Annotated in this window: 27 protein-coding genes; all 27 read left to right on the plus strand. The window is 50.4% G+C overall.

Going from position 1 to position 22,435, the window contains the following annotated elements; translation table 11 throughout:
- Nucleotides 1-56: 56 nt before the first annotated feature.
- Nucleotides 57-1,385, plus strand: coding sequence for an FADH(2)-oxidizing methylenetetrahydrofolate--tRNA-(uracil(54)-C(5))-methyltransferase TrmFO (gene trmFO / locus ACZ5N7_RS03820; RefSeq protein ID WP_464657554.1), 1,329 nt, complete (start codon nt 57-59; stop codon nt 1,383-1,385).
- Nucleotides 1,386-1,645: 260 nt separating this feature from the next.
- Nucleotides 1,646-2,191, plus strand: coding sequence for an ATP-dependent protease subunit HslV (gene hslV, locus ACZ5N7_RS03825; protein ID WP_464657556.1), 546 nt, complete (start codon nt 1,646-1,648; stop codon nt 2,189-2,191).
- Between the two features lie 36 nt (nt 2,192-2,227).
- The gene (gene hslU, locus ACZ5N7_RS03830) at nt 2,228-3,622 is read left to right on the plus strand and encodes an ATP-dependent protease ATPase subunit HslU (protein ID WP_464657558.1); all 1,395 of its coding nucleotides are present in this window, start codon (nt 2,228-2,230) and stop codon (nt 3,620-3,622) included.
- Nucleotides 3,623-3,693: 71 nt separating this feature from the next.
- Nucleotides 3,694-4,473, plus strand: coding sequence for a GTP-sensing pleiotropic transcriptional regulator CodY (gene codY, locus ACZ5N7_RS03835; RefSeq protein ID WP_464657560.1), 780 nt, complete (start codon nt 3,694-3,696; stop codon nt 4,471-4,473).
- A 233-nt stretch (nt 4,474-4,706) separates the two neighbouring features.
- Nucleotides 4,707-5,114 carry a flagellar basal body rod protein FlgB gene (gene flgB, locus ACZ5N7_RS03840; protein WP_464657561.1) on the plus strand — a complete coding sequence of 136 codons (408 nt, stop codon included), beginning with the start codon at nt 4,707-4,709 and terminating at the stop codon, nt 5,112-5,114.
- 3 nt (nt 5,115-5,117) lie between these two features.
- Nucleotides 5,118-5,567 (plus strand): flagellar basal body rod protein FlgC, encoded by a 450-nt coding sequence (flgC, locus tag ACZ5N7_RS03845; RefSeq protein ID WP_464657563.1) that lies wholly within the window; start codon nt 5,118-5,120, stop codon nt 5,565-5,567.
- 33 nt (nt 5,568-5,600) lie between these two features.
- A complete protein-coding gene (gene fliE, locus ACZ5N7_RS03850) occupies nt 5,601-5,909 on the plus strand; it encodes a flagellar hook-basal body complex protein FliE (RefSeq protein WP_464657565.1) in 309 nt (102 codons plus the stop codon).
- 40 nt (nt 5,910-5,949) lie between these two features.
- The gene (fliF, locus tag ACZ5N7_RS03855) at nt 5,950-7,551 is read left to right on the plus strand and encodes a flagellar basal-body MS-ring/collar protein FliF (RefSeq protein ID WP_464657567.1); all 1,602 of its coding nucleotides are present in this window, start codon (nt 5,950-5,952) and stop codon (nt 7,549-7,551) included.
- An 11-nt stretch (nt 7,552-7,562) separates the two neighbouring features.
- Nucleotides 7,563-8,579 carry a flagellar motor switch protein FliG gene (fliG, locus tag ACZ5N7_RS03860; RefSeq protein WP_464657569.1) on the plus strand — a complete coding sequence of 339 codons (1,017 nt, stop codon included), beginning with the start codon at nt 7,563-7,565 and terminating at the stop codon, nt 8,577-8,579.
- Nucleotides 8,572-9,399, plus strand: coding sequence for a FliH/SctL family protein (locus ACZ5N7_RS03865; protein ID WP_464657571.1), 828 nt, complete (start codon nt 8,572-8,574; stop codon nt 9,397-9,399). Before fliG ends, ACZ5N7_RS03865 begins: the two co-directional genes overlap by 8 nt.
- Nucleotides 9,392-10,714 carry a flagellar protein export ATPase FliI gene (gene fliI, locus ACZ5N7_RS03870; protein WP_464657573.1) on the plus strand — a complete coding sequence of 441 codons (1,323 nt, stop codon included), beginning with the start codon at nt 9,392-9,394 and terminating at the stop codon, nt 10,712-10,714. Before ACZ5N7_RS03865 ends, fliI begins: the two co-directional genes overlap by 8 nt.
- An 8-nt stretch (nt 10,715-10,722) precedes the next feature.
- The gene (fliJ, locus tag ACZ5N7_RS03875) at nt 10,723-11,160 is read left to right on the plus strand and encodes a flagellar export protein FliJ (protein WP_464657575.1); all 438 of its coding nucleotides are present in this window, start codon (nt 10,723-10,725) and stop codon (nt 11,158-11,160) included.
- Nucleotides 11,161-11,189: 29 nt separating this feature from the next.
- Nucleotides 11,190-12,092 (plus strand): magnesium transporter MgtE N-terminal domain-containing protein, encoded by a 903-nt coding sequence (locus tag ACZ5N7_RS03880; RefSeq protein ID WP_464657577.1) that lies wholly within the window; start codon nt 11,190-11,192, stop codon nt 12,090-12,092.
- 49 nt (nt 12,093-12,141) lie between these two features.
- Nucleotides 12,142-13,740, plus strand: coding sequence for a flagellar hook-length control protein FliK (locus ACZ5N7_RS03885; protein WP_464657579.1), 1,599 nt, complete (start codon nt 12,142-12,144; stop codon nt 13,738-13,740).
- Between the two features lie 31 nt (nt 13,741-13,771).
- Complete coding sequence (locus ACZ5N7_RS03890; RefSeq protein ID WP_464657581.1) at nt 13,772-14,209, plus strand: flagellar hook capping FlgD N-terminal domain-containing protein; 438 nt, start codon at nt 13,772-13,774, stop codon at nt 14,207-14,209.
- Nucleotides 14,206-14,592: a TIGR02530 family flagellar biosynthesis protein gene (locus ACZ5N7_RS03895; RefSeq protein WP_464657583.1), complete on the plus strand. Its 387-nt coding sequence runs from the start codon at nt 14,206-14,208 to the stop codon at nt 14,590-14,592. The genes ACZ5N7_RS03890 and ACZ5N7_RS03895 overlap by 4 nt, the downstream gene beginning before the upstream one ends.
- Nucleotides 14,593-14,689: 97 nt before the next feature.
- Nucleotides 14,690-15,508, plus strand: a complete 819-nt coding sequence (gene flgG / locus ACZ5N7_RS03900; protein WP_464657585.1) for a flagellar basal body rod protein FlgG — start codon at nt 14,690-14,692, stop codon at nt 15,506-15,508.
- Nucleotides 15,509-15,568: 60 nt separating this feature from the next.
- Nucleotides 15,569-15,790: a flagellar FlbD family protein gene (locus ACZ5N7_RS03905; protein WP_464657587.1), complete on the plus strand. Its 222-nt coding sequence runs from the start codon at nt 15,569-15,571 to the stop codon at nt 15,788-15,790.
- A 3-nt stretch (nt 15,791-15,793) separates the two neighbouring features.
- On the plus strand, nt 15,794-16,258 hold the full coding sequence (locus ACZ5N7_RS03910) for a flagellar basal body-associated FliL family protein (protein ID WP_464657588.1): 465 nt from the start codon (nt 15,794-15,796) through the stop codon (nt 16,256-16,258).
- 43 nt (nt 16,259-16,301) lie between these two features.
- On the plus strand, nt 16,302-17,303 hold the full coding sequence (gene fliM / locus ACZ5N7_RS03915) for a flagellar motor switch protein FliM (protein ID WP_464657590.1): 1,002 nt from the start codon (nt 16,302-16,304) through the stop codon (nt 17,301-17,303).
- Nucleotides 17,290-18,516, plus strand: coding sequence for a flagellar motor switch phosphatase FliY (gene fliY / locus ACZ5N7_RS03920; protein ID WP_464657591.1), 1,227 nt, complete (start codon nt 17,290-17,292; stop codon nt 18,514-18,516). The genes fliM and fliY overlap by 14 nt, the downstream gene beginning before the upstream one ends.
- Before the next feature lie 23 nt (nt 18,517-18,539).
- Nucleotides 18,540-18,902 (plus strand): response regulator, encoded by a 363-nt coding sequence (locus ACZ5N7_RS03925; RefSeq protein ID WP_464657592.1) that lies wholly within the window; start codon nt 18,540-18,542, stop codon nt 18,900-18,902.
- A gap of 6 nt (nt 18,903-18,908) precedes the next feature.
- Nucleotides 18,909-19,436, plus strand: a complete 528-nt coding sequence (locus ACZ5N7_RS03930; protein WP_464657593.1) for a flagellar biosynthetic protein FliO — start codon at nt 18,909-18,911, stop codon at nt 19,434-19,436.
- Nucleotides 19,426-20,187, plus strand: coding sequence for a flagellar type III secretion system pore protein FliP (gene fliP / locus ACZ5N7_RS03935; RefSeq protein ID WP_464657594.1), 762 nt, complete (start codon nt 19,426-19,428; stop codon nt 20,185-20,187). The genes ACZ5N7_RS03930 and fliP overlap by 11 nt, the downstream gene beginning before the upstream one ends.
- 29 nt (nt 20,188-20,216) lie before the next feature.
- Nucleotides 20,217-20,486, plus strand: a complete 270-nt coding sequence (gene fliQ, locus ACZ5N7_RS03940; RefSeq protein ID WP_464657596.1) for a flagellar biosynthesis protein FliQ — start codon at nt 20,217-20,219, stop codon at nt 20,484-20,486.
- An 11-nt stretch (nt 20,487-20,497) separates the two neighbouring features.
- Entirely contained in the window at nt 20,498-21,280 is a 783-nt protein-coding gene (gene fliR, locus ACZ5N7_RS03945; RefSeq protein WP_464657598.1) for a flagellar biosynthetic protein FliR, read from the plus strand.
- A gap of 42 nt (nt 21,281-21,322) precedes the next feature.
- Entirely contained in the window at nt 21,323-22,417 is a 1,095-nt protein-coding gene (gene flhB, locus ACZ5N7_RS03950; RefSeq protein WP_464657600.1) for a flagellar biosynthesis protein FlhB, read from the plus strand.
- Nucleotides 22,418-22,435 lie beyond the last annotated feature (18 nt).

The following is a 22,435-nucleotide window of genomic DNA, read 5'->3' on the forward strand; positions in this document are numbered from 1 at the left end:
AAGTTGATGCTTATGATGACAGCTTTGCTCCGCAAAGCTCTTAGGAGGAAACCGCTTTGTCAGACTTACAGAAAGTTACTGTGATCGGAGCCGGCCTTGCAGGAAGCGAGGCCGCATGGCAGATCGCAAGCCAGGGCGTTCCGGTCATATTATACGAAATGCGCCCGGTGCGTAAAACGCCGGCGCACATTTCCGATAAATTCGCAGAGCTCGTCTGCAGCAACTCGCTGCGCGCCAACGGCTTGACCAACGCGGTCGGCGTGCTGAAGGAAGAGATGCGCAGAATGAAATCACTTATTATGAAAGCGGCCGACGAAACGGCGGTACCGGCGGGAGGCGCCTTGGCAGTGGACCGCGACCTGTTTTCCGACGCCGTGACGTCCACTCTGCGGAACCATCCGCTGATTGAGGTCCGCAATGAAGAAGTGGAAAGCCTGCCGGAAGAAGGAATCACCGTTGTCGCTACCGGACCGCTTACGTCTCCCACGCTTTCCGCACAGCTGAAGGAGCTGATGGGAGAGGAATATCTTTATTTTTACGATGCGGCGGCTCCTATCGTGGAGAAAGATTCCATCAATATGGACAAGGTATACCTTGCATCCCGATATGACAAAGGAGAAGCCGCGTACCTGAACTGCCCGATGACGGAAGAGGAATTCAACGCTTTCTATGACGCTTTAATCACTGCCGAAGTCGCGCCGGTTAAGGAGTTCGAGAAGGAAATCTACTTCGAGGGCTGCATGCCGATCGAGGTGATGATGAAGCGCGGCAAGCAGACTGCGCTGTACGGCCCGATGAAGCCGGTGGGCCTGGTCAACCCCCACACAGGCAAGCTGCCTTTTGCTGTAGTTCAATTGAGACAGGACAACGCGGCAGGCACGCTGTACAATCTCGTCGGTTTCCAGACCCACCTCAAGTGGGGGGAGCAGAAGCGGGTATTTTCCATGATTCCGGGGTTGGATAACGCTGAGTTTGTCCGCTACGGAGTGATGCACCGCAACACGTTCATCAATTCGCCGAGCCTTCTGAAGCCGACTTATCAGTTCAAGAACAGGGATACGCTGTTTTTTGCCGGACAAATGACCGGGGTGGAAGGCTATGTCGAATCCGCGGCATCGGGCTTGATTGCGGGGCTTAACGCCGGACGAATGGCTAAAGGACAGGAAAGCCTCGTACTGCCGGCTGAAACCGCGCTTGGAAGTATGGCGCAGTATATCACCACAGCCGATTTCAAACATTTTCAACCTATGAACGCCAATTTCGGACTTTTCCCGCCTCTGGAGGAACGGATAAAGAACAAAAAAATAAAGTATGAACATATCGCTGACAGGGCTTTGGGAAGTATTCAGAATTTTTCACAACTTTTACACAAGTCAACTTGTTAGGCTAAGCCTCGGCGTGTTACTATAATTTTTGCAATATTCCAAACAAAAGATGCAATCTTTGCTCAAGCACCGAGCCCGCGAGCTTCTTTCCCGCATTTGCCGAGGATTGACGGTTATCGTTTCCAGGTGGCCATTCCCTTTTTCACCGACAGAGAATGGGTGAGCACAGGATTGCTCTTGTCTTTGCTAAGGGCAGGAATGTTAGTATTTCGTAAATTATTCAAATGAAGGCGGCTCATTCATAAAAGGGGGGTTGAACGTTGGAACAAACCTTTCACGCGACGACCATTTTTGCCATCAAGCATAACGGTATGGGGGCTATCGCCGGAGACGGCCAAGTGACCTTTGGCAACAGCATGATTATGAAGAACAGCGCCAAGAAGGTAAGACGGCTTTACAGAGGGAAAGTGATTGCCGGCTTTGCCGGGTCCGTTGCGGATGCCATTACTTTATTTGAGAAATTCGAGAACAAACTCGAAGAGCATCAGGGCAATCTGCAAAGAGCGGCAGTGGAGCTTGCGAAGGATTGGCGCTCCGACCGCGTGCTTAGAAAGCTGGAGGCGATGATGATCGTGATGGACGCCCAGGGGCTTTTGCTTATTTCCGGCAATGGCGAAATTATAGAACCTGACGACGGCATCGTCGCGATCGGCTCTGGAGGAAGCTTCGCGCTGGCTGCAGGAAGAGCGTTGTACCGGTATGCTCCGCACATGACTGCCAAGGAAATCGCCCATGCCGCCCTGACTATGGCTGCGGAGATTTGCGTTTATACTAACAACAATATCATTGTCGAAGAACTGAATTAGAGCCGGTCTATTTCGTAATGATCAGGAGGAATGACTGTGAGGAATGTTTCTCTTACCCCGAAAGAAATCGTAACGGAATTGGATAAATACATCGTCGGCCAAAAGAATGCGAAGAAGTCTGTAGCCGTGGCGCTCAGAAACCGTTACCGCAGAAGCCGGCTGGAAGAGTCGATCCGCGACGAGATTATTCCAAAGAATATTCTTATGATTGGCCCTACTGGCGTCGGCAAGACGGAAATCGCGAGGAGATTGGCCAAAATCGCGAACGCTCCTTTTATCAAAGTGGAAGCCACCAAGTTCACGGAAGTCGGCTACGTCGGCCGCGATGTGGAGGCGATGGTGCGCGATCTTGTGGAAACTTCTATCCGTATGGTGAAATCCGAAATGACGGAGAAGCTTAAGGATAAAGCGGAAAACCTGGCCAACGAGCGTCTCGTGTCGATACTGGTGCCTAATCCCAACAAGCAAAAACAGCAGCGCAATCCGCTCGAGGTGTTTTTCGGAGGCCAGAATGTAAGCAGCGACAATGAAGAGCAAAAGGACAGCCAATTGAGCGCAAAGAGAAGTGAAGCGGCTGCCAAGCTGCATCAGGGCGAGCTGGAGGATGAGATCATCGAAATCGATGTAGAGGACAATTCCCCGTCTATGATGGATATGCTAGCAGGGCAGAACAATGAACAAATGGGAATGAATATGCAGGAGCTGTTCGGAAATTTAATGCCTAAAAAAACGAAGAAGCGCAAGCTTTCCGTCAAGGAAGCGCGTAAAGTGCTGATTCAGGAAGAAGCCCAGAAGCTGATGGATATGGACGACGTTATACAGGAATCCATCCGGAGAGCGGAACAGAACGGTATCATCTTTATCGATGAGATCGACAAAATCGCCTCGGGAGGCAGGGGGCACGGCCCGGATGTATCAAGAGAAGGCGTCCAGCGCGACATTCTGCCAATTGTGGAAGGCTCTACCATCATGACCAAATACGGTCCGGTCAAAACGGATTACGTGCTCTTTATCGCGGCGGGTGCTTTCCATATCGCAAAGCCTTCGGATCTGATACCGGAACTGCAGGGACGCTTTCCGATCCGGGTGGAGCTGACCAACCTGCTGCAGGAGGATTTTATCAGGATATTGAAAGAACCGCAGAACGCGCTGACCAAACAGTATACGGCACTGCTCCAGACCGAGGGGCTTACAGTCGAATTTTCCGACGGGGCTATCGAGGAGATCGCGCGGATTGCCGCGGAAGTGAATCAGAACACGGACAACATCGGAGCGAGGCGGCTGCATACGATTCTGGAGAAGCTGCTCGAGGACTTGTCCTTTGAAGCTTCCGACATTAATCTGGATAATTTTACCATAACGCCTGAATATGTAAGGGAAAAATTGTCGGATATTGTTCAAAACCGCGATTTAAGCCAATATATTTTGTAACGGAACATTTGCAAAAAAAACACAACCGAGATGGACATTTTTTTTAAAGGAATTGTTGGAGGCAGGAACTAATGAGTTTGTTAATGAAGACCAGGACGTTAAACCGGCTTTTGCAGAAGGAAGCGGGCCATGCGGTAAATTTCGTGGAGATGGCTGAAGTGCTGGGCGGGATTATAGAATCGAACGTGTATGTGATAAGCAGAAAAGGCAAGATATTGGGATTTTCCATGGCCAACGAGTTCCGCCCCCAGGATGAGCAAAATCTTATCACGGAAGACCGCAGAGTTCCCCCGGAGTATAACGACTATTTGCTGCGCATCGAAGAGACGGCATCCAACTTAAACCGTGAGGACGCGGGCAACAATGTAAAGGACTTGGACCGCACCCTGCTGGAACAAAAATTCGTCACTGTGGTGCCGGTGCTGGGAGCCGGCGATCGGCTCGGCACTTTGGTATTGACGCGCAAAGAGAAGCCTTTTATCGATGACGATTTGATCTTGGCGGAGTACGGGGCAACGGTCGTGGCCATGGAAATCGTGAGAATGAGAGCCGAGGAGAACGAGGTGGAAGCGAGGAGCAAGGCCGTCGTGCAGGTTGCGGTCGGGTCTCTTTCTTTCAGCGAGCTGGAAGCCGTTGAACATATTTTTGAGGAGCTGAGCGGCAAGGAAGGACTGCTGGTGGCAAGTAAAATCGCGGATCGCGTTGGCATCACCAGGTCGGTCATCGTTAACGCGCTGCGCAAGCTTGAGAGTGCGGGCGTTATTGAAACACGGTCGCTCGGCATGAAGGGAACTTACATCCGTGTATTGAACGATCAGCTGCTGCAGGGATTGGAACAATTAAAAGGTTAAATGTAAATAGTTATTTCGGAGCACAAAGAGCAGGCCCTGTCTGAAAAGATAGGGCTTTTTTCTTATTGTGTTCAGCGCTTCATTTATTCACTATTTAGTATAGAAAGTTTTTCTAAGAATAGACAATTCTTTTAAAATTTTTGTATTTATTTGTCGAACAAAGGAGGATTATTCCACTCAAACGTTGAATAATCTAGAGCACACTACTACTTGCGAAAGGGATGGCTTCGTTTATGTTCTTATTGAATAATCCCGGTTTTAATCTGCTGGAAAATTCCCTTAACGCTTCGGCACTCCGGCAAAAGGTAATCTCAAACAATATCGCAAATGTCGACACTCCTCTGTTCAAACGATCCGATGTTCAATTCGAAGAGCTGCTGCGCAAGCAAATGGACAACCAGCAGACATTGACGGGTATCCGCACGGATTCGAGACATTTTAATATCGGCAATGCTTCGGCACCCGTGACAGCTAAAGTGGTTGAAGACAGAAACACCGCGCTGAACAACAATTTGAATAACGTGGATGTGGATTATGAAATGAGTTTGATGGCCAAGAATCAACTCACTTACAATACGATCATTCAGCAGGTGGGCGGCGAGATTAAACATCTCCGTACAGCGATTGGAGGAGTCCGATAATACATGAGGTTAACAAACGGTTTCGACATCAGCGCCTCGGCTTTAACCGCTCAGCGCCTGCGCATGGACGTGATTTCGTCAAATATCGCCAATGCGGATACGACTCGCGGCAAACTAGTGAACGGCAAGTGGGAGCCTTACCAGCGCAAGCTTGTGACACTGGAACCCAAGACGCAACAATCTTTTGACCAAATGCTGAAGAACGCCATGACTGACGGCACAGGCGAGGGGGTTAAAGTTACGAAAATTTTTGAAGATACGGCGCCCGCAAAACCGGTCTATAATCCGAGCCATCCCGACGCGGATGCGAACGGATATGTCATGATGCCGAATGTCGATGTCATGAAAGAAATGGTGGATATGATTTCGGCCAGCCGCTCCTATGAGGCGAACGTAACGGCGCTGAACGCGTCCAAGGCGATGATCACGAAGGCTTTGGAAATCGGAAAATAATACAATCACAGATGACAGGGTGGGGGAATGGATATGATTAACGGCATTGGTAGTATGCCTCTCCAGGCTGCCCAAGCAGCGCCGAAGCAGTTGTTCGCACAGACGGGGGCTTCGGAGCTGTCGAAGCAGTTCGGAGGCTTCCTGACGGAGGCCATGGACAAGCTTAATGAGCAGCAAGCCCGGGTGAACAGCCTCGATCAACAGTTTGTCACGGGGCAGACCTCGGATGTTCATCAATTGATGATCGCTACGGAAAAGGCGTCGCTTGGATTGGAATTGACGGTTCAAATTCGCAACAAAGCTGTGGAAGCCTACCAAGAGATCATGCGAACTCAATTGTAATTCCTTAAGCGGCTGTCCGATTTGTAGATGAGGTGAGAAAGTGAACGAAACGTTAGCCCGATACTGGGCGCGAATCAAGCAGTATTGGAATGGATTCAGCAGGGCGAATAAAATAACGATCGTCGCATCGGTATTGATCATGATCGCGACGATCGGCATTATCTCTTACAACTTGTCCAAAACAGAGTACGCGCTCGCCTACACGAATTTGCAGCCCGGGGATGCGGCGGCGATCAAGACTTACCTGGATACGGCAAAAATACCGTATCAACTCAGTTCGGACGGAAAAAGCATCGGGGTTCCAAGGAATATGGTCGCGAGCGTAAAGCTGGACGTCGAATCGCAAGGATTGAACAAGAACGGCAATGTCGGTTACGGCGCTTTTGACTCCAAAAGCAGTATGACTACAAGCGACAAAGAATTCAATGTAAAATATATCAACGCGGTTCAAGGGGAGCTGCAGCAGTTAATTAACCAGAATCAAGCCATCGGTTCATCAAAAGTGCTGATTTCTTTGCCGGAACCGGATCGCTTCCTTCCTGCCAATCAGGACAAAGCGTCCGCTTCGGTCGTGCTAAATATCAAACCAGGTTATGTATTGGACCAAGCGAAGATAGACACTTTTTATAATCTGGTATCTCACAGCGTCAAGAATCTTCCAACGGAAAACATTACCATCTCTGACCAGAACGGCGATATGCTTAATTTCTCCAAAGGACCGAATGCTACCGGCGGCGCTTCGGGATCGCTCCAGAATACGCCGGCCCAAATGTTCTCAATTAATAACCAGTACCGCAACGATGTGCAGAAGACGGTGCAAACGATGCTGGGCAATATTCTGGGCAAGGATAAAGTCATTGTCAGCGTGTTCAGCACCATGAATTTTGACGAGCAAAAAACGAGCCGCAAGATGGTGACCGCGCCTAATCAGATTGACCAGAAGGGCCTGGAAATATCGTTGCAGGAGATACAAAAGAACTACACCAGTGACGGCGGCGCCGCTGCCGGAGGGACTCCCGGTACGGGGGGGACGGACGTGCCTGGTTATCCGGGAGCGACCGGTTCGGGCAAATCCAAATCCGAAGAGGTTTCGCGCACGGTAAATTACGAAGTGAACCATATCAATGACGAGATCACGTACTCTCCATTCGTTGTTAAAGATTTAACCATTAATGTGGGAATTGAACCACCAAATAAAAATGATCCGAATTCTTTATCTCCACAAACGATCAATGAAGTGAACAAACTGCTGGTCAACATCGTAAGAGCGTCACTGGCTGATTCCAGAGTGACCTACACGGAGGCTCAGTTAGCGCAGAAAGTATCCGTGATGGCGACGCCTTTTGCAGGTACTGCAGCCGCCGCAAGCAGCAACACCAATTCCAGCTGGCTGCTGTACGGAGGGCTCGGCGCATTGGCGACAGCGCTTCTCGCGGGTGGAGTTTTCTTCTGGATGAGAAGAAAGCATAAGCGTGAGGAAAAAGATGAGTTTGCAGCCGCGCCTCCGAAAGCGGAGTATCCGACCATTGATCTTGAAACTGTATCTAACGACAATCAAGTCCGCAAACAGCTCGAATCGCTCGCAAAGAAGAAACCGGAGGAATTCGTCAACTTGCTCCGTACTTGGTTAGTCGATGAATAGGGGTGTCATGTTTGGCCAGAGTTCAGCAACAGGGATTAACGGGCCGCCAGAAAGCTGCAATACTGCTGATCACCTTGGGCCCGGAGGTTTCTGCGCAAATATTCAAACACTTAAGAGATGAAGAGATCGAACAGTTAACTTTGGAAATCGCCAACGTACGCAAGGTTGATAATCTGGATAAGGAGTCCATTCTGAAGGAGTTCCATGAAATTTGCTTGGCGCAGGAATTTATTTCTCAAGGCGGGATTGCCTACGCCAAAGAAGTTCTCGAGAAAGCGTTGGGCTCGCAAAAAGCTATCGATATCATCAACCGGTTAACGGCTACGCTGCAGGTCCGTCCTTTTGATTTTGCCAGAAAAGCGGACCCTGCCCAAATTCTTAACTTTATCCAGAATGAGAATTCCCAGACGATCGCTTTGGTTCTGTCTTATTTAAAATCGGAGCAGGCTTCCATTATTTTGTCCTCGCTGCCGCAGGAGAAACAGGCGGATGTCGCCAAGAGGATTGCGCTCATGGACAGCACATCTCCCGAAGTTATCGCGCAGGTGGAAAGAGTACTGGAGCAGAAGCTGTCCGCAACCGTAACCCAGGACTACACTTCGACCGGAGGGATTCCGGCGATTGTTGAAATTCTGAACGGCGTCGACCGCGGAACGGAACGGACCATCCTCGATTCCTTGGAAATTCAGGATCCCGAGCTTGCGGAAGAAATCAAGAAGCGGATGTTCGTCTTCGAGGATATCGTGCATATTGATAACCGCTCCATACAGCGCATCATTCGGGACCTGGAAAACGCCGACCTGCAGTTGGCTCTGAAGGTGGCCAGCGAAGAAGTGCGCGAGACGATCTTCAAGAATATGTCCAAGAGGATGGCGGAAACGTTCAAAGAAGAAATGGAATATATGGGACCTGTCAGACTCCGGGATGTGGAAGAAGCCCAGACCCGAATCGTGGCCACGATCCGCCGTTTGGAAGAGGCGGGTGAAATCATCATCGCCCGGGGTGGAGGAGATGATATTATTGTCTAACGTCATAAAAGTATGGAATTACTGCTCGGTTGATGACGCCATGATTGTTGAAGCTCCCGCAGCCCTTCCTGTGGAAGAAGCAGTGCAAGAAGAAACGATGACTGCCGAAGAGATGGAAGAACTTCATAAAGCACAGTCGCTGAAAGACCAGATCCTGCTTGATGCGGAAACTTACGCGGAAGAGCAGCTCAGGCACGCGATGCAGGAAATTGAACAGCTGAAAGAGCAAGCCGGGCACGACATACAGATGTGGTGGGAAGAACGCAGAAAGCTTGACGGCGAAGTGTTGGAAGAGTCCAGAAGCAAAGCATTCGGCCAGGGGTATGAAGAAGGCCTGGAACAGGCCAGAAATGAAGTGCAGCAGAAGTATACGGACATGCTGTCGGAGGCAGGCCAAATTCTTGAACAGTCTTACGCTTTAAAAAGCCAGATTATCCAGGAAGCGGAGCCGTTCCTGATTGAACTCAGCTGTGCTATTGCGGAAAAAATTATCGGACGCCAGCTGACAGTTGCACCAGAATGGATCGTGCAGTATATTTCACAGCTGCTATCGAGAAGAAGGGAAAACGGAGCCATTACTTTGTGTGTTTCACCGAAACATTTTCAATATATCCAGGATGCCAGGGAAGAGCTTGCACTCGCGCTGGATTCCCAAGCGGAGCTGCAGATTATTCCCGATGCGTCCGTTAACGACCAGGGTTGCGTTATCCGTTCCTCCTTTGGAAGCATAGATGCAAGGGTGGACGCTCAATTGAAGGAAATCAAAACCGTACTGCAGAGTATGGCGGTGCGAGGCGGGGAAGTGGCTGAGGATGGGTAAGATACCCCAGGCAGCGAAGTACATCGAGCAGCTCCATCAGTTGGATCCGATCCGTGTAAACGGGAAAGTGACTCAAGTGATCGGCTTGACGGTAGAATCGGAAGGTCCCGATGTGAGCGTCGGTGACGTCTGTCTTATCTATCCTTTGAAATCCGCCAAGCCGCTGAAAGCGGAGGTGGTCGGATTCCGCAACAATAAGGTAATTCTGATGCCTCTCGGAGAATTGCATTCGATCGGCCCCGGCTGCGATGTAGCAGGTACAGGCAAGCCTCTTACCGTCCAGGTCGGTCACGAATTGTTGGGCAAAGTGCTTGACGGCTTGGGACAGCCGCTGGACGGGACGTTTTTGCCGCCCAGAATGAGCCGTTATTCAACCCATAACCAGCCGAGCAATCCTTTGTCCAGGCCGAGGGTGCTGGATCCTCTGAGCGTGGGCGTCCGCTGCATAGACGGTCTGCTGACTATCGGCAAGGGACAGCGTGTAGGCATTTTTGCCGGATCCGGCGTAGGTAAAAGTACTTTATTGGGGATGATTGCCCGCAATACTTCCGCCGATGTCAATGTCATCGCGCTGATCGGCGAACGCGGCAGAGAGGTGCTGGACTTTATCGAAAGGGACCTTGGCCCCGAGGGTTTGTCGCGTTCAGTCGTAATCGTCGCCACATCCGATCAGCCGGCTTTAATCCGCATCAAGGGAGCTATGATCGCCACCAGCATCGCCGAATATTTTCGCGACCGGGGCTTGAATGTGATGCTGATGATGGACTCCGTTACGCGGTTTGCCATGGCCCAGAGAGAAGTGGGACTGGCTGTAGGAGAACCTCCTGCAACAAGGGGATATACTCCGTCGGTGTTCGCGATGCTGCCGAGGCTGCTGGAACGATCCGGAAACGGCGCCAAGGGTTCCATTACCGCTTTTTACACCGTGCTTGTAGACGGGGACGATATGAACGAACCGATTGCGGACGCAGTGAGGGGAATACTGGACGGGCATATCGTACTGAACCGGGGAATAGCGAACAAAGGACATTATCCGGCAATCGACGTGCTGGCCAGCGTATCCCGCGTAATGAAGGAAATCGTGCCTCCGGAACAGATGGAAGCGGCCGAATTCCTGAAGCAAATGCTGGCTACTTACAGAGATTCGGAGGATTTGATCAATATAGGGGCGTACCAGAAAGGCTCCAACAAAGACATAGATATGTCGATTGAATTTATTCAGTCCATTAACGATTTTACCAAGCAGAAAACGACCGAAAAAGTATCATATGAAGAATCGCTGCAGCGGTTAATGAACGAATTTTACAGGAGATGACTTGATTCATGCGGTTTCAGTATTGCTTCCAGAAAATTGTTGATTTAAAGACGAGTGAAAAGACGCAGGCCGAGTGGGTGCTGTCTGACGCGATAGGGATCCTGCGCAGGGAAGAGGGGCGTTTAAGTGAGTTGCATGAAATCAAGGAGCAGCTGCGCGAGGATTTGAGCCAGGCGGCCACCCAGCGTGCCAGAGCTTCGGAAATGCAGCTGCTGCAGCAGTATGTGAACCATTTGGACTTGCAGATCAAAAGAAAGAAGGATGAAGTGGACAGCGCCCAGGAGTCGGTGGATGTCCGGCAGCACCGTTTGACCGCGTCCCTGCTGCAGGAAAAGGTGTGGCTCAAGGCGAAGGAGAAAGCCCACCAGCAGTTCACCGCAGAATCCCGCAAAAAAGAGCAGATCATGCTGGATGAAATGGCGGCCAACCGTCATACAAAGCATTAGCCTGAAAGACGGTAAAGGAGGTGGAGGACGTGGCTAAGGAGAAGGCCGGATCCGGAGGCTGGCTGGAAAGAATATTGATATGGCTCATTATTCCTCTTGTTTTTACAGCCGTGCTGGTCGGCGTGCTGTTCTCGATCTTCGGTTACGACGTCGCCGGCAGCTTGATGAAAACGGTCCGTTCGATTCCGCTTGCAGGTACCATGCTTCCGGACGCCAAGGGAGCGGGGACGAAAACGCCGCAGGCCGGCCAGGCGCAGTCGAACAACGACGGCAAGCAGGTAAGCGAGTTGAACGGAAAGCTGGCCTCAAAGGACGAACAGCTCAAGAAAGCGGAGCAGGACAATCAGCTAAAGGACCAGACGATCAAGGATCTGCAGAGCAAGGTTTCGAATCTGGATGAGAGTATGCAAGCGAAAACCCAGACCGATGAAGAGTATTCCGCACAGATCCAGCAGCTCGCGTCCATGTATTCGAAGATGACTCCGAGTAAATCGGCGCCAATTATAGAGAACATGACCCCAAACGAAGGGGTTCTGATCCTGAGCGCGATGAGGCCGGACGACAGGGTAAGGGTTTTGGAGAAGATGAACCCGAAGAGAGCGGCGGAAGTCACTTCGTTGTTAAAGGATCCGGTGCCTGTCAAGGACAGGCAGACGGCGGCGCTTCAGGAAAGGGCAAAGCTGAATGAAAGCCAGGCGTCAAAAACGGGAGCCCCCATGAGCAGAGAGGACGTCGGCCAGACCTTTGCGAGCATGACGCCGAGGAGCGCGGCCACCGTACTGTTGGAAATGCAAAAATCGAATCCGGACAAAGTGCTCGCCATACTGAATTCAATGGACAGCGCTTCTCGATCAAAAGTCCTTACTTCCCTATCCGAGCTATCGAAGGAGACGGCGGCGCTGATCACTTCCCGTTTGGTTGCTCAGAATTGAGACGAGATGTTGGTCGTGGAGACGAAAATGATTGAAAGGAGGTGAAAAAATGAATCTATCGATAAATGTTCCGGTGAATCTTTCCGCTGCCATGCCTGCGGCCGGCAATACGGTTTCTGCGCTGACTGAAAGTGCGGGAACGTCTCCATCCGGAGCCTCGAATGACGCTGCCGGTTTTGGTTCGGTCATTGGAGAGCTTTTGACACCGGATCATCAAGATCCTGCGAAGAAAAACAATGAGCTTATGTCACTGCTCGCAATGATGCAAAGCTTGCCTTTGATGCAGCTGCCCGTACAGGAGAAGCCCCTGCCGCCTTCAGAAGCTTTGGCGATGGTAAGTAGTGTACTCGACAGTGGAACGCCGCTTGCGGAGCTAATCATTCAGGATGCGGATATGCAGTCATGGCTGCAAAACGCCTCAAAGCTGCTGCAAGGCACAGCGACGGATGGCAATGTAGCATCCATGATCATTGTCAAGACGAATGCTCCTGCCGACGATGTGCCTACAAAAAGTAAAAATATGGATAATACGGCCGTACAGCCGGCAAACGGACTCACCTTTTCGCAGATTAATCTGCAGGACGCGCGGCGGATTGTGAAAGAAGTGCTCGATTCCGTCAACAATACTGTTTCCGTCGATCCGAAACTGCAAAGCCTGGCGGACCGCCTGCAAATGGTGACCCAGACGTTCCACGACCTATTGTCTTTGTTTAAAGTGGCGGAACCCTCTTTGATGAACGGCCAGCCGTATGAAATGGCGCAGGTCAACTCATCGAATGCCCATCATCCGGAAGATACGGCGGGTGCCCGCAATTTTGCTGTCAACGCCAGGCCTGCATTCTCTGCTACCGTATTGAGCGGCCAAGAGGAGCGGACTAAACTGTCCGGCGGCACTGCGGTTGGATTGACGGAAAACGGGCGTTCAGGAAAAAACTTCGACCTTGAGAAGCTTGCGGCCAAGAGTTTTATTCCAACCCTCGTTGTTCAGTCTGAGAAACCGGAGGCTTCCCCGGCTTTAAAAGGGAGCCCGGCTACTGACGATCAATACGGCTTGACGGCCGATACAACCATCTCTCCTACTGGAGATAATGGCAGCCCGGTTCAGACCGTTCCAGTTCATGATCTATTAAAGACGATAACTAACGAACCGATGCGCGGCCCGCAAGCTTCACAGCCTGTTCCCGTGGAACGCTTTACGGAAGAGATGACAGGCATGGTGATGAAAAATTTCAAACTTAGCGTGAAAGACGGCGTTACGGAAACAAAATTATCTTTGTTCCCTCAGCATTTGGGGCACGTGGATGTCAAGTTGACCATGCATAACGGCCAGCTCACTGCCCAGTTCGCCGCCGAATCCGCAGCGGCCAAAGAAATGCTGGAGAACCAGCTGCCGCAGCTGAAAACTGCGCTTCAGAATCAAGGACTGCAGATCGATAAGCTTGAAGTGACGCAAAACCAGAATTACCAATCGGCGGGCATGTTCCAAGAGCAGCGTCAGCACAATAACGCAAACTTCTCCTGGAAGCCCGGGAAAGGCCGCAACAGTAGAACCGGCGAAGAAGCTGATGAGTTCGCTTTGGAGTTAAACGACGCAAAACACGCGGCTGCCGGCCGATGGAATTCCATTACTTTTGATGTAACGGCTTGATTTATAACTTACTATTCCGGGAGGTGATGATGTGCCAAGTGTAAATCCCGTGTCAGGGAATGTTAACGATCTGATGCAGACGAAAAAAGCCGGGAAAGAAAAAACCAACAACCTGGATAAAGATGCTTTTTTGAAAATCCTGATGACCCAGCTGAAAAACCAGGACCCGTCCCAGCCATTGGATGATAAACAGTTTATCGCTCAGATGGCAACCTTCTCTTCTCTTGAACAGCTGACCAATATTTCAAGCGAAATCAAAGGTCTTCGTGAAGCGATGGGGATGACATCCAATTTGATCGGCAAACAGATTACATGGCTAAAACCGATTGGAAGCCCGGACTCCAAGGAAATGTCCGGAATTGTCGATTCCATTCTTATGAAACAAGGCAAGCCATATGCCGGAGTCCAAGGGGAAGAGGTTCCTTTGTCCGGAGTGGTGAAAATTGCCGCCGTTGAGGTGAAGCCATGACGGAACGCATATCGATTGGACAGTTATATCCGCGCGCCGCACCGCCGGCCTCAGTGGGCAGAATGCCTGCCGGTTCCTCGGCAGCCGAATCCGGAGCCAGGACATTCCACGAGGTATTGCAGGAGCGGTTCGTGCGAATCAGCCAGCATGCCGAGCAGAGACTGAAGCAGAGAGGAATAGATCTGCAGCCGGAGCAGCTTGCCAAAATTGAAACTGCGATTGAAAAAGCGGCATCCAAGGGAGCGAAGGATTCTCTGATGCTGATGGATGACACGGCGCTGATTGTCAATATCAAGAATAAAACCGTTATTACAGCAATGGATTTTGCGTCCATGAAGGACCACGTGTTCACTCAAATTGACAGTGCTGTGGTCATATCGTGATAAATATACAAGGCCGGACCGAAAAGGAAGCCTTTCAGCTGCAGACCGACCGAAGCAGCTGACATTATTAAACCAATCTCTTGAGGAGGAAATTGCAATGTTAAGATCGTTATATTCCGGAGTTGCCGGCATGCGGGGATTCCAAACGAAGCTCGACGTCATCGGCAACAATATCGCTAACGTCAATACGGTGGGTTACAAAGAAAGCAGGGTTATGTTCAAAGACATGCTCAGCCAGACGGTGTCCGGCGTGACCGCTCCGTCGGCTGCCAGCGGCGGAGTGAACGCCAAGCAGATTGGACTCGGCTCAACGGTGGCCTCAATCGATACAGTTCACACACAGGGCAGCGCAATGACTACAAACGTGGTCACAGACCTGCGAATTGACGGGGACGGGTTTTTTGCAGTCAGCCCCGACGGCACGACGGCCAGAGCTCTCTTAACCCGCGCGGGCAACTTTACGGTGGATGCCAACAAAGACATCGTGAACGCAGATGGTATGTACCTGTTGGATAACGCGGGAGCCAAAATTAATCTGGGCACCGCTACGGCTTTCTCCATCTCTAAAAACGGTGAAATTGTGACCGTCGACAGCACCGGTGCGGCAACTCCTTCGACAAACAAGATTGCTGTTGTAAAAGTCGCCAATCCTTCCGGCTTGGAAAAGGTCGGAGGCAACTTGTACCGGGTGTCGCCTAACGCGGTCTCGGGCGGCACGCCGGATTGGACAACGGTTCCTAACGATCCAGCTGCTGGAACCGGCGCCATCATCTCGGGTGAACTGGAAATGTCCAATGTGGAGCTAACAGCGGAATTTACCGAAATGATTGTTGCCCAGAGGGGCTTCCAAGCGAATTCCAAAATTATCACTACTTCGGATCAAATTCTCCAAGAGGTTGTCAACCTCAAGCAGTAACAATAACCGGATAAGGGGGGGGAATTGTAAGTTTCTCCCCCGTTTATTATGGAGGCAGCAATGATATCCCTTACTCGTCTGAACGGCAAGAAGATCACGGTCAACGCCTTGCTGATAGAAAGCATCGAGGAGACCCCGGACACCATGATCACGTTGACGACCGGAAAGAAAATTACCGTACTCGAGAATCTCGATACGACCATCGGCTTAATCCGGGAATATATGAAAGACATTGGCGCAGTGAGAGCATCGGTTCAAAGTTTGCGTACGGAGGAGTTTTAAGGAATGAAGAACAGGTTATTCATCATGATGGTAGCGATTCTGCTGTCTATCACATTAATTATGACCGCCGCCTTTGTGTTGTGGAAGTATATGGAAACTGGGAGTTCCTCCAGCGCTAATCAAGCGAATAGCCAGAAAGCAAATGCTAAACAGCCTACAGCCACTGAAATAAAAGATAACACTGTCATTGTCAAGGATATTTTGACGAACCTTTCGGGCAATGACAAATTTATTAAAATCAGCTTTGCCTTTGAATTGGACAGTAAAAAAGCGAAAACCGAGTTTGAAACGCTTGATTTTATCGCCAAGTCGAATATCATCTCCACTCTGGCGGATACAAAGTCGGACCAGGTGCAGGGCAGCAAAGGGCAGGCCCAACTGATTTCCGTCTTGATGAATAAAATCAACCCCTACATGAAAGAAGGAAAGCTAAAGCAAATTTACATCACGGACATGGTGCTTCAATAACATCTCGAAGCTTTCAGAAATGGCTTGCAAGGGGGTGACTTAATTGGTTGATGTTTTATCGCAAAATGAGATCGACGCTTTGCTGGCGGCGCTGTCTTCGGGCGAAATGGACGCAGAGGAGCTTAAAAAGGAAGAAACGCAGAAAAAGGTCAGGTCTTACGATTTTAAAAGAGCGGTTCGCTTTTCCAAAGATCATATCCGAAGCCTGACACGCATTCACGAAAATTTTGCGCGATACCTTACGACGTACTTTTCAGCCCAGCTCCGCACCTTCGTACAGATCAATGTCGTCCAGGTTGAGCAGCTGCCTTATGACGAGTTTATCCGCTCGATTCCGAAGATGACAATCCTTAATATTTTCGAAGCGGAGCCTTTGGAGGGGCGGATGGTACTCGAGGTTCATCCCAACGTCGCTTTCGCGATGCTGGACCGCTTGCTGGGAGGAACGGGCGTCTCCCCTACGAAAATCAGCGCTCTCACGGAAATAGAAACGATTGTGATAGAGAGAATCTTCAGCAGGGCGTTTGAAAGTCTGCAGGAAGCGTGGAAGACGGTGATTGATATTTCTCCGAAGCTCGAGGCGATGGAAACCAATCCGCAATTTATGCAGATCGTGTCTCCCAACGAAACCATTGCGCTCATCTCGCTCAGCACCAAAATCGGGGATACTACGGGGATGATCAACTTATGTATTCCGCACGTGGTGATTGAACCGATCATGCCGAGGTTATCCGTCCACCATTGGTTCGTTTCCGACAAGAAAACGAAAGTGCCGGAAGAGGTCGAGGCGCTGCAGCAAAGATTGAGCAGAGCCAAACTCCCACTAATCGCCGAGCTGGGTTCTTCCCAAATCTCCGTCCATGAATTTTTGAACCTTAGCGTTGGCGATGTGATCCGATTAAATAAACCGGCCCAGGAACCGCTGGAAGTGAAGATCGGGGGAAAAACGAAGTTTATAGCAAATCCAGGCGTCGCCAAAGGCAAGGTGGCAGTACAAGTTTCCGAGATAGTAAGTGAAGGAGTTGAGATCAATGACGAATCATAAAGATTATTTGTCCCAAGAGGAGATCGACGCTCTGCTGAAGCAAACCTCGGAAGGCATCGGCGGCGCAGGCAACGCCGGCGCATCCCCTGCGGTTGACGATTACCTTACTTCCCTGGAGCAGGACGCGTTGGGCGAGATTGGCAATATTACATTCGGCAGCGCGGCTACGGCTTTATCAACTCTGCTGGGAAAGAAAGTGGACATTACCACTCCCAAAGTTTCCGTCATATTGCGCACGGAGCTGAAGAAGGAATTTCCGGAGCCGCATGTGGCCGTTCATGTAAACTATGTCGACGGCTTTGATGGAATCAACCTTCTCGTCATTCATGCAAGGGACGCGCAGGTGATCGCCGATCTAATGATGGGCGGCACCGGTGATATAAGCGATAAGGAGCTGGATGAAATCCATATCAGCGCGGTGCAGGAAGCGATGAACCAGATGATGGGCTCCTCGGCTACATCGATGTCCACCATATTCAACCGCTTTGTGAATATTTCCCCGCCGGGTATCGACATCCTTGATTTCGAGAATGGCAAAAGCTCGTCGGGCCTGCTGCAAGAGGAAGTTTTTATTAAAGTATCGTTTCGTCTTACGATTGGCGATTTGATCGATTCTTCGATTATGCAACTGCTGCCGGTAGCTTTTGCAAAAGAGATGATCTCGATTCTGATGGGAGGCGAACCTGAGCCTGCTCCCGAGCCGGAATTGACATCCGCTGCTCGGCAAGCTGACCAAGCCCCGCAGCCGGGTCACCAGGAGCCTTCGTATCAGCAGCAGATAAGCACGCAGCCTACGGCCCCGCCGCAGACATATCCCGAGCCGACTGCGTACCAACAACCGGCGTATCCTCAGCCTCAAGCTTCAATGGGCAATATCAATGCAAACCGTAATGTAAATGTCCAATCTGTGCAATTTTCCAATCTGCCGGGCGGTCCCGCAGCTCACGGAGATGAAACGAATTTAAACCTGCTGTTGGACATTCCGCTGAAGGTGACCGTCGAGCTGGGCAGGACGCAGAAGGTGATCAAAGATATTCTGGAGCTTTCCCAGGGGTCCATCATTGAGCTTGACAAGCTGGCAGGCGAGCCTGTTGATATTCTTGTCAACAACAAGCTGATCGCCAAAGGCGAGGTTGTCGTCATCGACGAAAATTTCGGTGTACGTGTAACAGACATCGTAAACCAGTGGGATCGAATTCATAAATTACAATAATAATTCGTAGGGGGATTTACAGAATGGCAAACCGGGTTTTAATCGTAGACGACGCAGCATTTATGAGAATGATGATCAGGGACATCCTGAACAAGAACGGTTATGAGGTTGTAGGAGAAGCCAACGACGGCATGCAGGCAATTGAAAAGTATAAAGAACTGCAGCCGGATCTCATTACTATGGATATTACGATGCCGGAGATGGACGGCATTCAAGCCTTGAAAGAAATCAAGAAAATCGACGCCAACGCCAAGGTCATTATGTGTTCCGCAATGGGGCAGCAGGCTATGGTCATCGACGCCATACAAGCCGGAGCGAAAGATTTTATCGTCAAACCTTTTCAAGCTGACCGCGTGATCGAAGCCATCAAGAAAACGCTCGGGTAATGGGCCGTGGCAGACAGCGGATTCGTTAACGGGACCAATCCGGTTTTTATGATCGTGCAAGTCCTGGTCTATCTTATCGTTATTATCGGAATTTTTATGCTTATAGTTAAATTTCTCGCCAAAAAAAACCAGTGGATGTCCGCAGGACGGGCTGTACGCACCTTGGGAGGCGTCGCTCTTGGACAAAACAAGTCAATCCAGATTGTCAAAATAGGCGACGCGCTGTATATCGTAGGAGTCGGAAACAATATTCAGCTGCTTGAGAAGATCGCAGATACTGAAGCCGTGGAACAGCTTATCAGGCAGATTCAGACTAATCCGGGGCCTGTTAAGCTTCCTTCGGCGGGCGAGTGGCTCGGAAGGCTGAGAAGAGGGGGGCAAAGCCGCGAGGCGGAGGAAGTCGACCTGGATTCTTCTTTCCAGCAGGTGTTGCTCGACAAGATGAACACACTCTCGGACAGAAAGAAAAGAGTCGCGGATTTGCTGAAGGATGAACATAATCAAGATCGGAAGAATGACAACTATGACAAATAAACGAATAGCCGCTCTTGTTTTGACGGTGTTCCTCCTGGTTTCAGCCGGGGCCCGGACGGCCTTTGCGGCGGATCCGATCCCTAACATCAACATCGATATAGGAAGCGGCGGAGGAGCTGCGGGATCGTCCAGCCCGGTGTCCCTCATCCTGCTGCTGACCGTGCTGAGCCTGTCTCCGTCCATATTGATTTTGATGACAAGCTTCACAAGGATTGTGATCGTGCTGGGCTTTGTAAGAACCTCTCTGGGAACCCAGCAGATGCCGCCAAACCAGGTGTTGATAGGCCTTGCTTTATTCTTAACTTTTTTTATCATGTCACCGGTGCTGGGAGAGATCAACCAGAATGCCCTGCAGCCTTACATGAACGGCAAGATCACCCAGACGGCGGCGTTGGAAAAAGCGGCGGTGCCGATAAAGAAGTTTATGTGGACCCATACGCGTTCGAAGGATCTCAAACTGTTTCTGGATTACTCCAAAGCGCCCGCTCCCAACGGGCCGGAGGATGTGCAGATCACAACGCTTGTGCCCGCTTACGCGATCAGCGAGTTGAAAACGGCTTTCCAGATGGGCTTTATGATCTTTATTCCGTTTCTCGTCATTGACATGGTGATTTCTTCCACGCTGATGGCTATGGGGATGATGATGCTTCCGCCGGTGATGATTTCGCTTCCGTTTAAAATCCTGCTTTTTGTCCTGGTGGACGGTTGGTATTTGGTAGTAAAGTCCCTGCTTCTCAGCTATAACACATAATTATGCGCAGGCAAAGGGAGGAAAAGCAGGTGAGTTCAGAGTTCGTCATCCGGATCGCGGGGGAGGCCATCTATACGGTTTTGAAAGCTAGCGCCCCTATGCTGGTGCTTGCCCTCGTTGTGGGCCTGGCCATCAGCATTTTTCAAGCCACAACGCAAATTCAGGAGCAAACGCTGGCATTCGTTCCCAAAATCGTAGCCGTGCTGTTCGGTGCTTTAATCTTTGGGCCCTGGATATTAACAACGCTCGTCGATTTCACCTACAATCTGATGAACAATCTTCATAAATTTATCTCTTAGGTCGTGACCGGATGGAGCAGTTGTTACAATATTTGCCCGGCTTTATGCTTGTTTTTTGTCGAATTACCTCGTTTTTCGTCGTTGTGCCCGTGTTTTCTTCGCGAAATGTCCCGATGACGTTTAAGGCGGGGCTAAGCTTTTTTATCACTTATGTCACCTTCGCGGCAGTCGGGCTGCAGCAGCCGGTGCAGATGGACTCGCTGTTTGTTGTATCAATACTGAGGGAAATGCTGGTCGGTCTCCTGCTGGGATACATCGCTTATATGTTTTTCACGGCGGTGCAGATGGCCGGATCGTTTATGGATATGCAGATCGGCTTCGGTATGGCAAGTATCATCGACCCGATCACCGGTGTGAGCAGCCCGCTGCTCGGGAACCTGAAGTTCATGCTGGCCATAGAGCTGTTCTTGACGTTCAACGGACATCATTACCTGCTTCAGGCGATCATGGACAGTTACAAATGGATTCCCTTATCCAACGATTTATTCGCAAAAATCTACAGCGGCCAAGTGACGGATTTTATCGTAAAGACGTTCATCAGGATGTTCTCTCTGTCGCTGCAGATGTCCGCCCCGATCGTGGTGGCGATGTTCTTTACGGATTTGGGGCTTGGGCTTTTAGCCAGGGTCGCCCCGCAGTTTAACATTTTTGTAGTAGGCGTTCCCGCCAAGATTATTATCGGCCTGTTGCTGCTGATTTTGCTGTTTCCCGGTTTTATCGGATTGTTCGAAGATTTGTTCAAGACGATGCTGGACTCCATGCAAAAGCTGATCCTGCTGCTGCGCGCGGATTAATGCCCGAATTTTCACCGGAAAAGGGACAAAGGAGGTTCCGTCTTGGCCCGTTTTCAACTGCAGCTGGACCTTCAGCTGTTTTCGCAGGAAAAAACCGAACCCGCTACAGCGAAAAAGAGGCAGGACGCGCGTGAAAAAGGCCAGGTTGCCCGAAGCATGGAGCTTCCGGCCGCGTTTATCCTCCTTGTGTCGTTTATGTCGTTCTATATGCTGGGCGGATTTATGAAAGAGCGGCTGATCAAGCTGTTTACCACCATTTTTCAAATTTACCTGCTTTGGAACATCGATAAGGAAAATGTGCTGGTGATCTATAAAGATATGCTGATGCAGGGCCTGATCCTTCTCGCCCCGATCCTTGCCTTATCGGTCATTGCGGCGGTCGCGGCCAATTATGCCCAATTCGGACTCCTGTTCACGACAAAGACGCTCGCAGTCAAGCTTAACAAGATTAACCCGATCGAAGGCGCCAAAAAGATTTTCTCAATGCACGCTCTCGTCGATTTTGTAAAAACCATCGTGAAATTGCTCGTTATCGGTTTTATGGTGTACACCACCCTGATCAAAGAAAAGGAAAAGCTGCTGGAGCTTGGCCGTATGCCCATAGAGCAAATTTTTCAGTATACAAGCTCCGTCACTCTGAATTTGGGGATTAAAATCGCGGTGTGTATAGTGGTCCTGGCTCTTTTTGATTATCTGTACCAGAAATATGAACACGAAAAGAATCTTCGCATGTCCAAGCAGGACATCAAAGATGAATATAAAAAGTCGGAAGGCGATCCGGTTATCAAAGGAAAAATCAAGAGCAAGCAGCGGGAAATGGCCATGCGGCGGATGATGCAGGAAGTGCCCAAGGCCGATGTGGTCATCACGAATCCCACTCACTTTGCCGTAGCGGTACAGTATGACGCCGGCGTTATGCATGCGCCCACCGTGATCGCCAAGGGAGCCGATTTCACGGCGTTAAAAATAAAAGACCTGGCCAAACCGCACGGTATCGTCACAGTGGAGAATAAACCGTTAGCCAGAGCCCTTTACGCCCAGGTGGAAATCGGCGAATCGGTTCCGGCGGAAATGTTTCAGGCGGTAGCTGAAGTGCTGGCCTATGTGTACAAGCTGAAAGGCAAATCCATCGGATAAGGAAAGGGGTTGCTGATA

It is taken from the genome of Paenibacillus sp. JCM 18996, from assembly GCF_055392555.1.

Bases quoted from the DNA above. Each gene is read 5' to 3' on its own strand.
- codY (WP_464657560.1), top strand. From the start codon at position 3,694: ATGAGTTTGTTAATGAAGACCAGGACGTTAAACCGGCTTTTGCAGAAG.
- fliE (WP_464657565.1), top strand. From the start codon at position 5,601: ATGATTAACGGCATTGGTAGTATGCCTCTCCAGGCTGCCCAAGCAGCG.
- flgC (WP_464657563.1), top strand. From the start codon at position 5,118: ATGAGGTTAACAAACGGTTTCGACATCAGCGCCTCGGCTTTAACCGCT.
- fliJ (WP_464657575.1), top strand. From the start codon at position 10,723: ATGCGGTTTCAGTATTGCTTCCAGAAAATTGTTGATTTAAAGACGAGT.
- ACZ5N7_RS03905 (WP_464657587.1), top strand. From the start codon at position 15,569: ATGATATCCCTTACTCGTCTGAACGGCAAGAAGATCACGGTCAACGCC.
- ACZ5N7_RS03925 (WP_464657592.1), top strand. From the start codon at position 18,540: ATGGCAAACCGGGTTTTAATCGTAGACGACGCAGCATTTATGAGAATG.
- fliY (WP_464657591.1), top strand. From the start codon at position 17,290: ATGACGAATCATAAAGATTATTTGTCCCAAGAGGAGATCGACGCTCTG.
- fliP (WP_464657594.1), top strand. From the start codon at position 19,426: ATGACAAATAAACGAATAGCCGCTCTTGTTTTGACGGTGTTCCTCCTG.
- flgB (WP_464657561.1), top strand. From the start codon at position 4,707: ATGTTCTTATTGAATAATCCCGGTTTTAATCTGCTGGAAAATTCCCTT.
- fliR (WP_464657598.1), top strand. From the start codon at position 20,498: ATGGAGCAGTTGTTACAATATTTGCCCGGCTTTATGCTTGTTTTTTGT.
- ACZ5N7_RS03885 (WP_464657579.1), top strand. From the start codon at position 12,142: ATGAATCTATCGATAAATGTTCCGGTGAATCTTTCCGCTGCCATGCCT.
- ACZ5N7_RS03895 (WP_464657583.1), top strand. From the start codon at position 14,206: ATGACGGAACGCATATCGATTGGACAGTTATATCCGCGCGCCGCACCG.
- fliI (WP_464657573.1), top strand. From the start codon at position 9,392: ATGGGTAAGATACCCCAGGCAGCGAAGTACATCGAGCAGCTCCATCAG.
- ACZ5N7_RS03910 (WP_464657588.1), top strand. From the start codon at position 15,794: ATGAAGAACAGGTTATTCATCATGATGGTAGCGATTCTGCTGTCTATC.
- flgG (WP_464657585.1), top strand. From the start codon at position 14,690: ATGTTAAGATCGTTATATTCCGGAGTTGCCGGCATGCGGGGATTCCAA.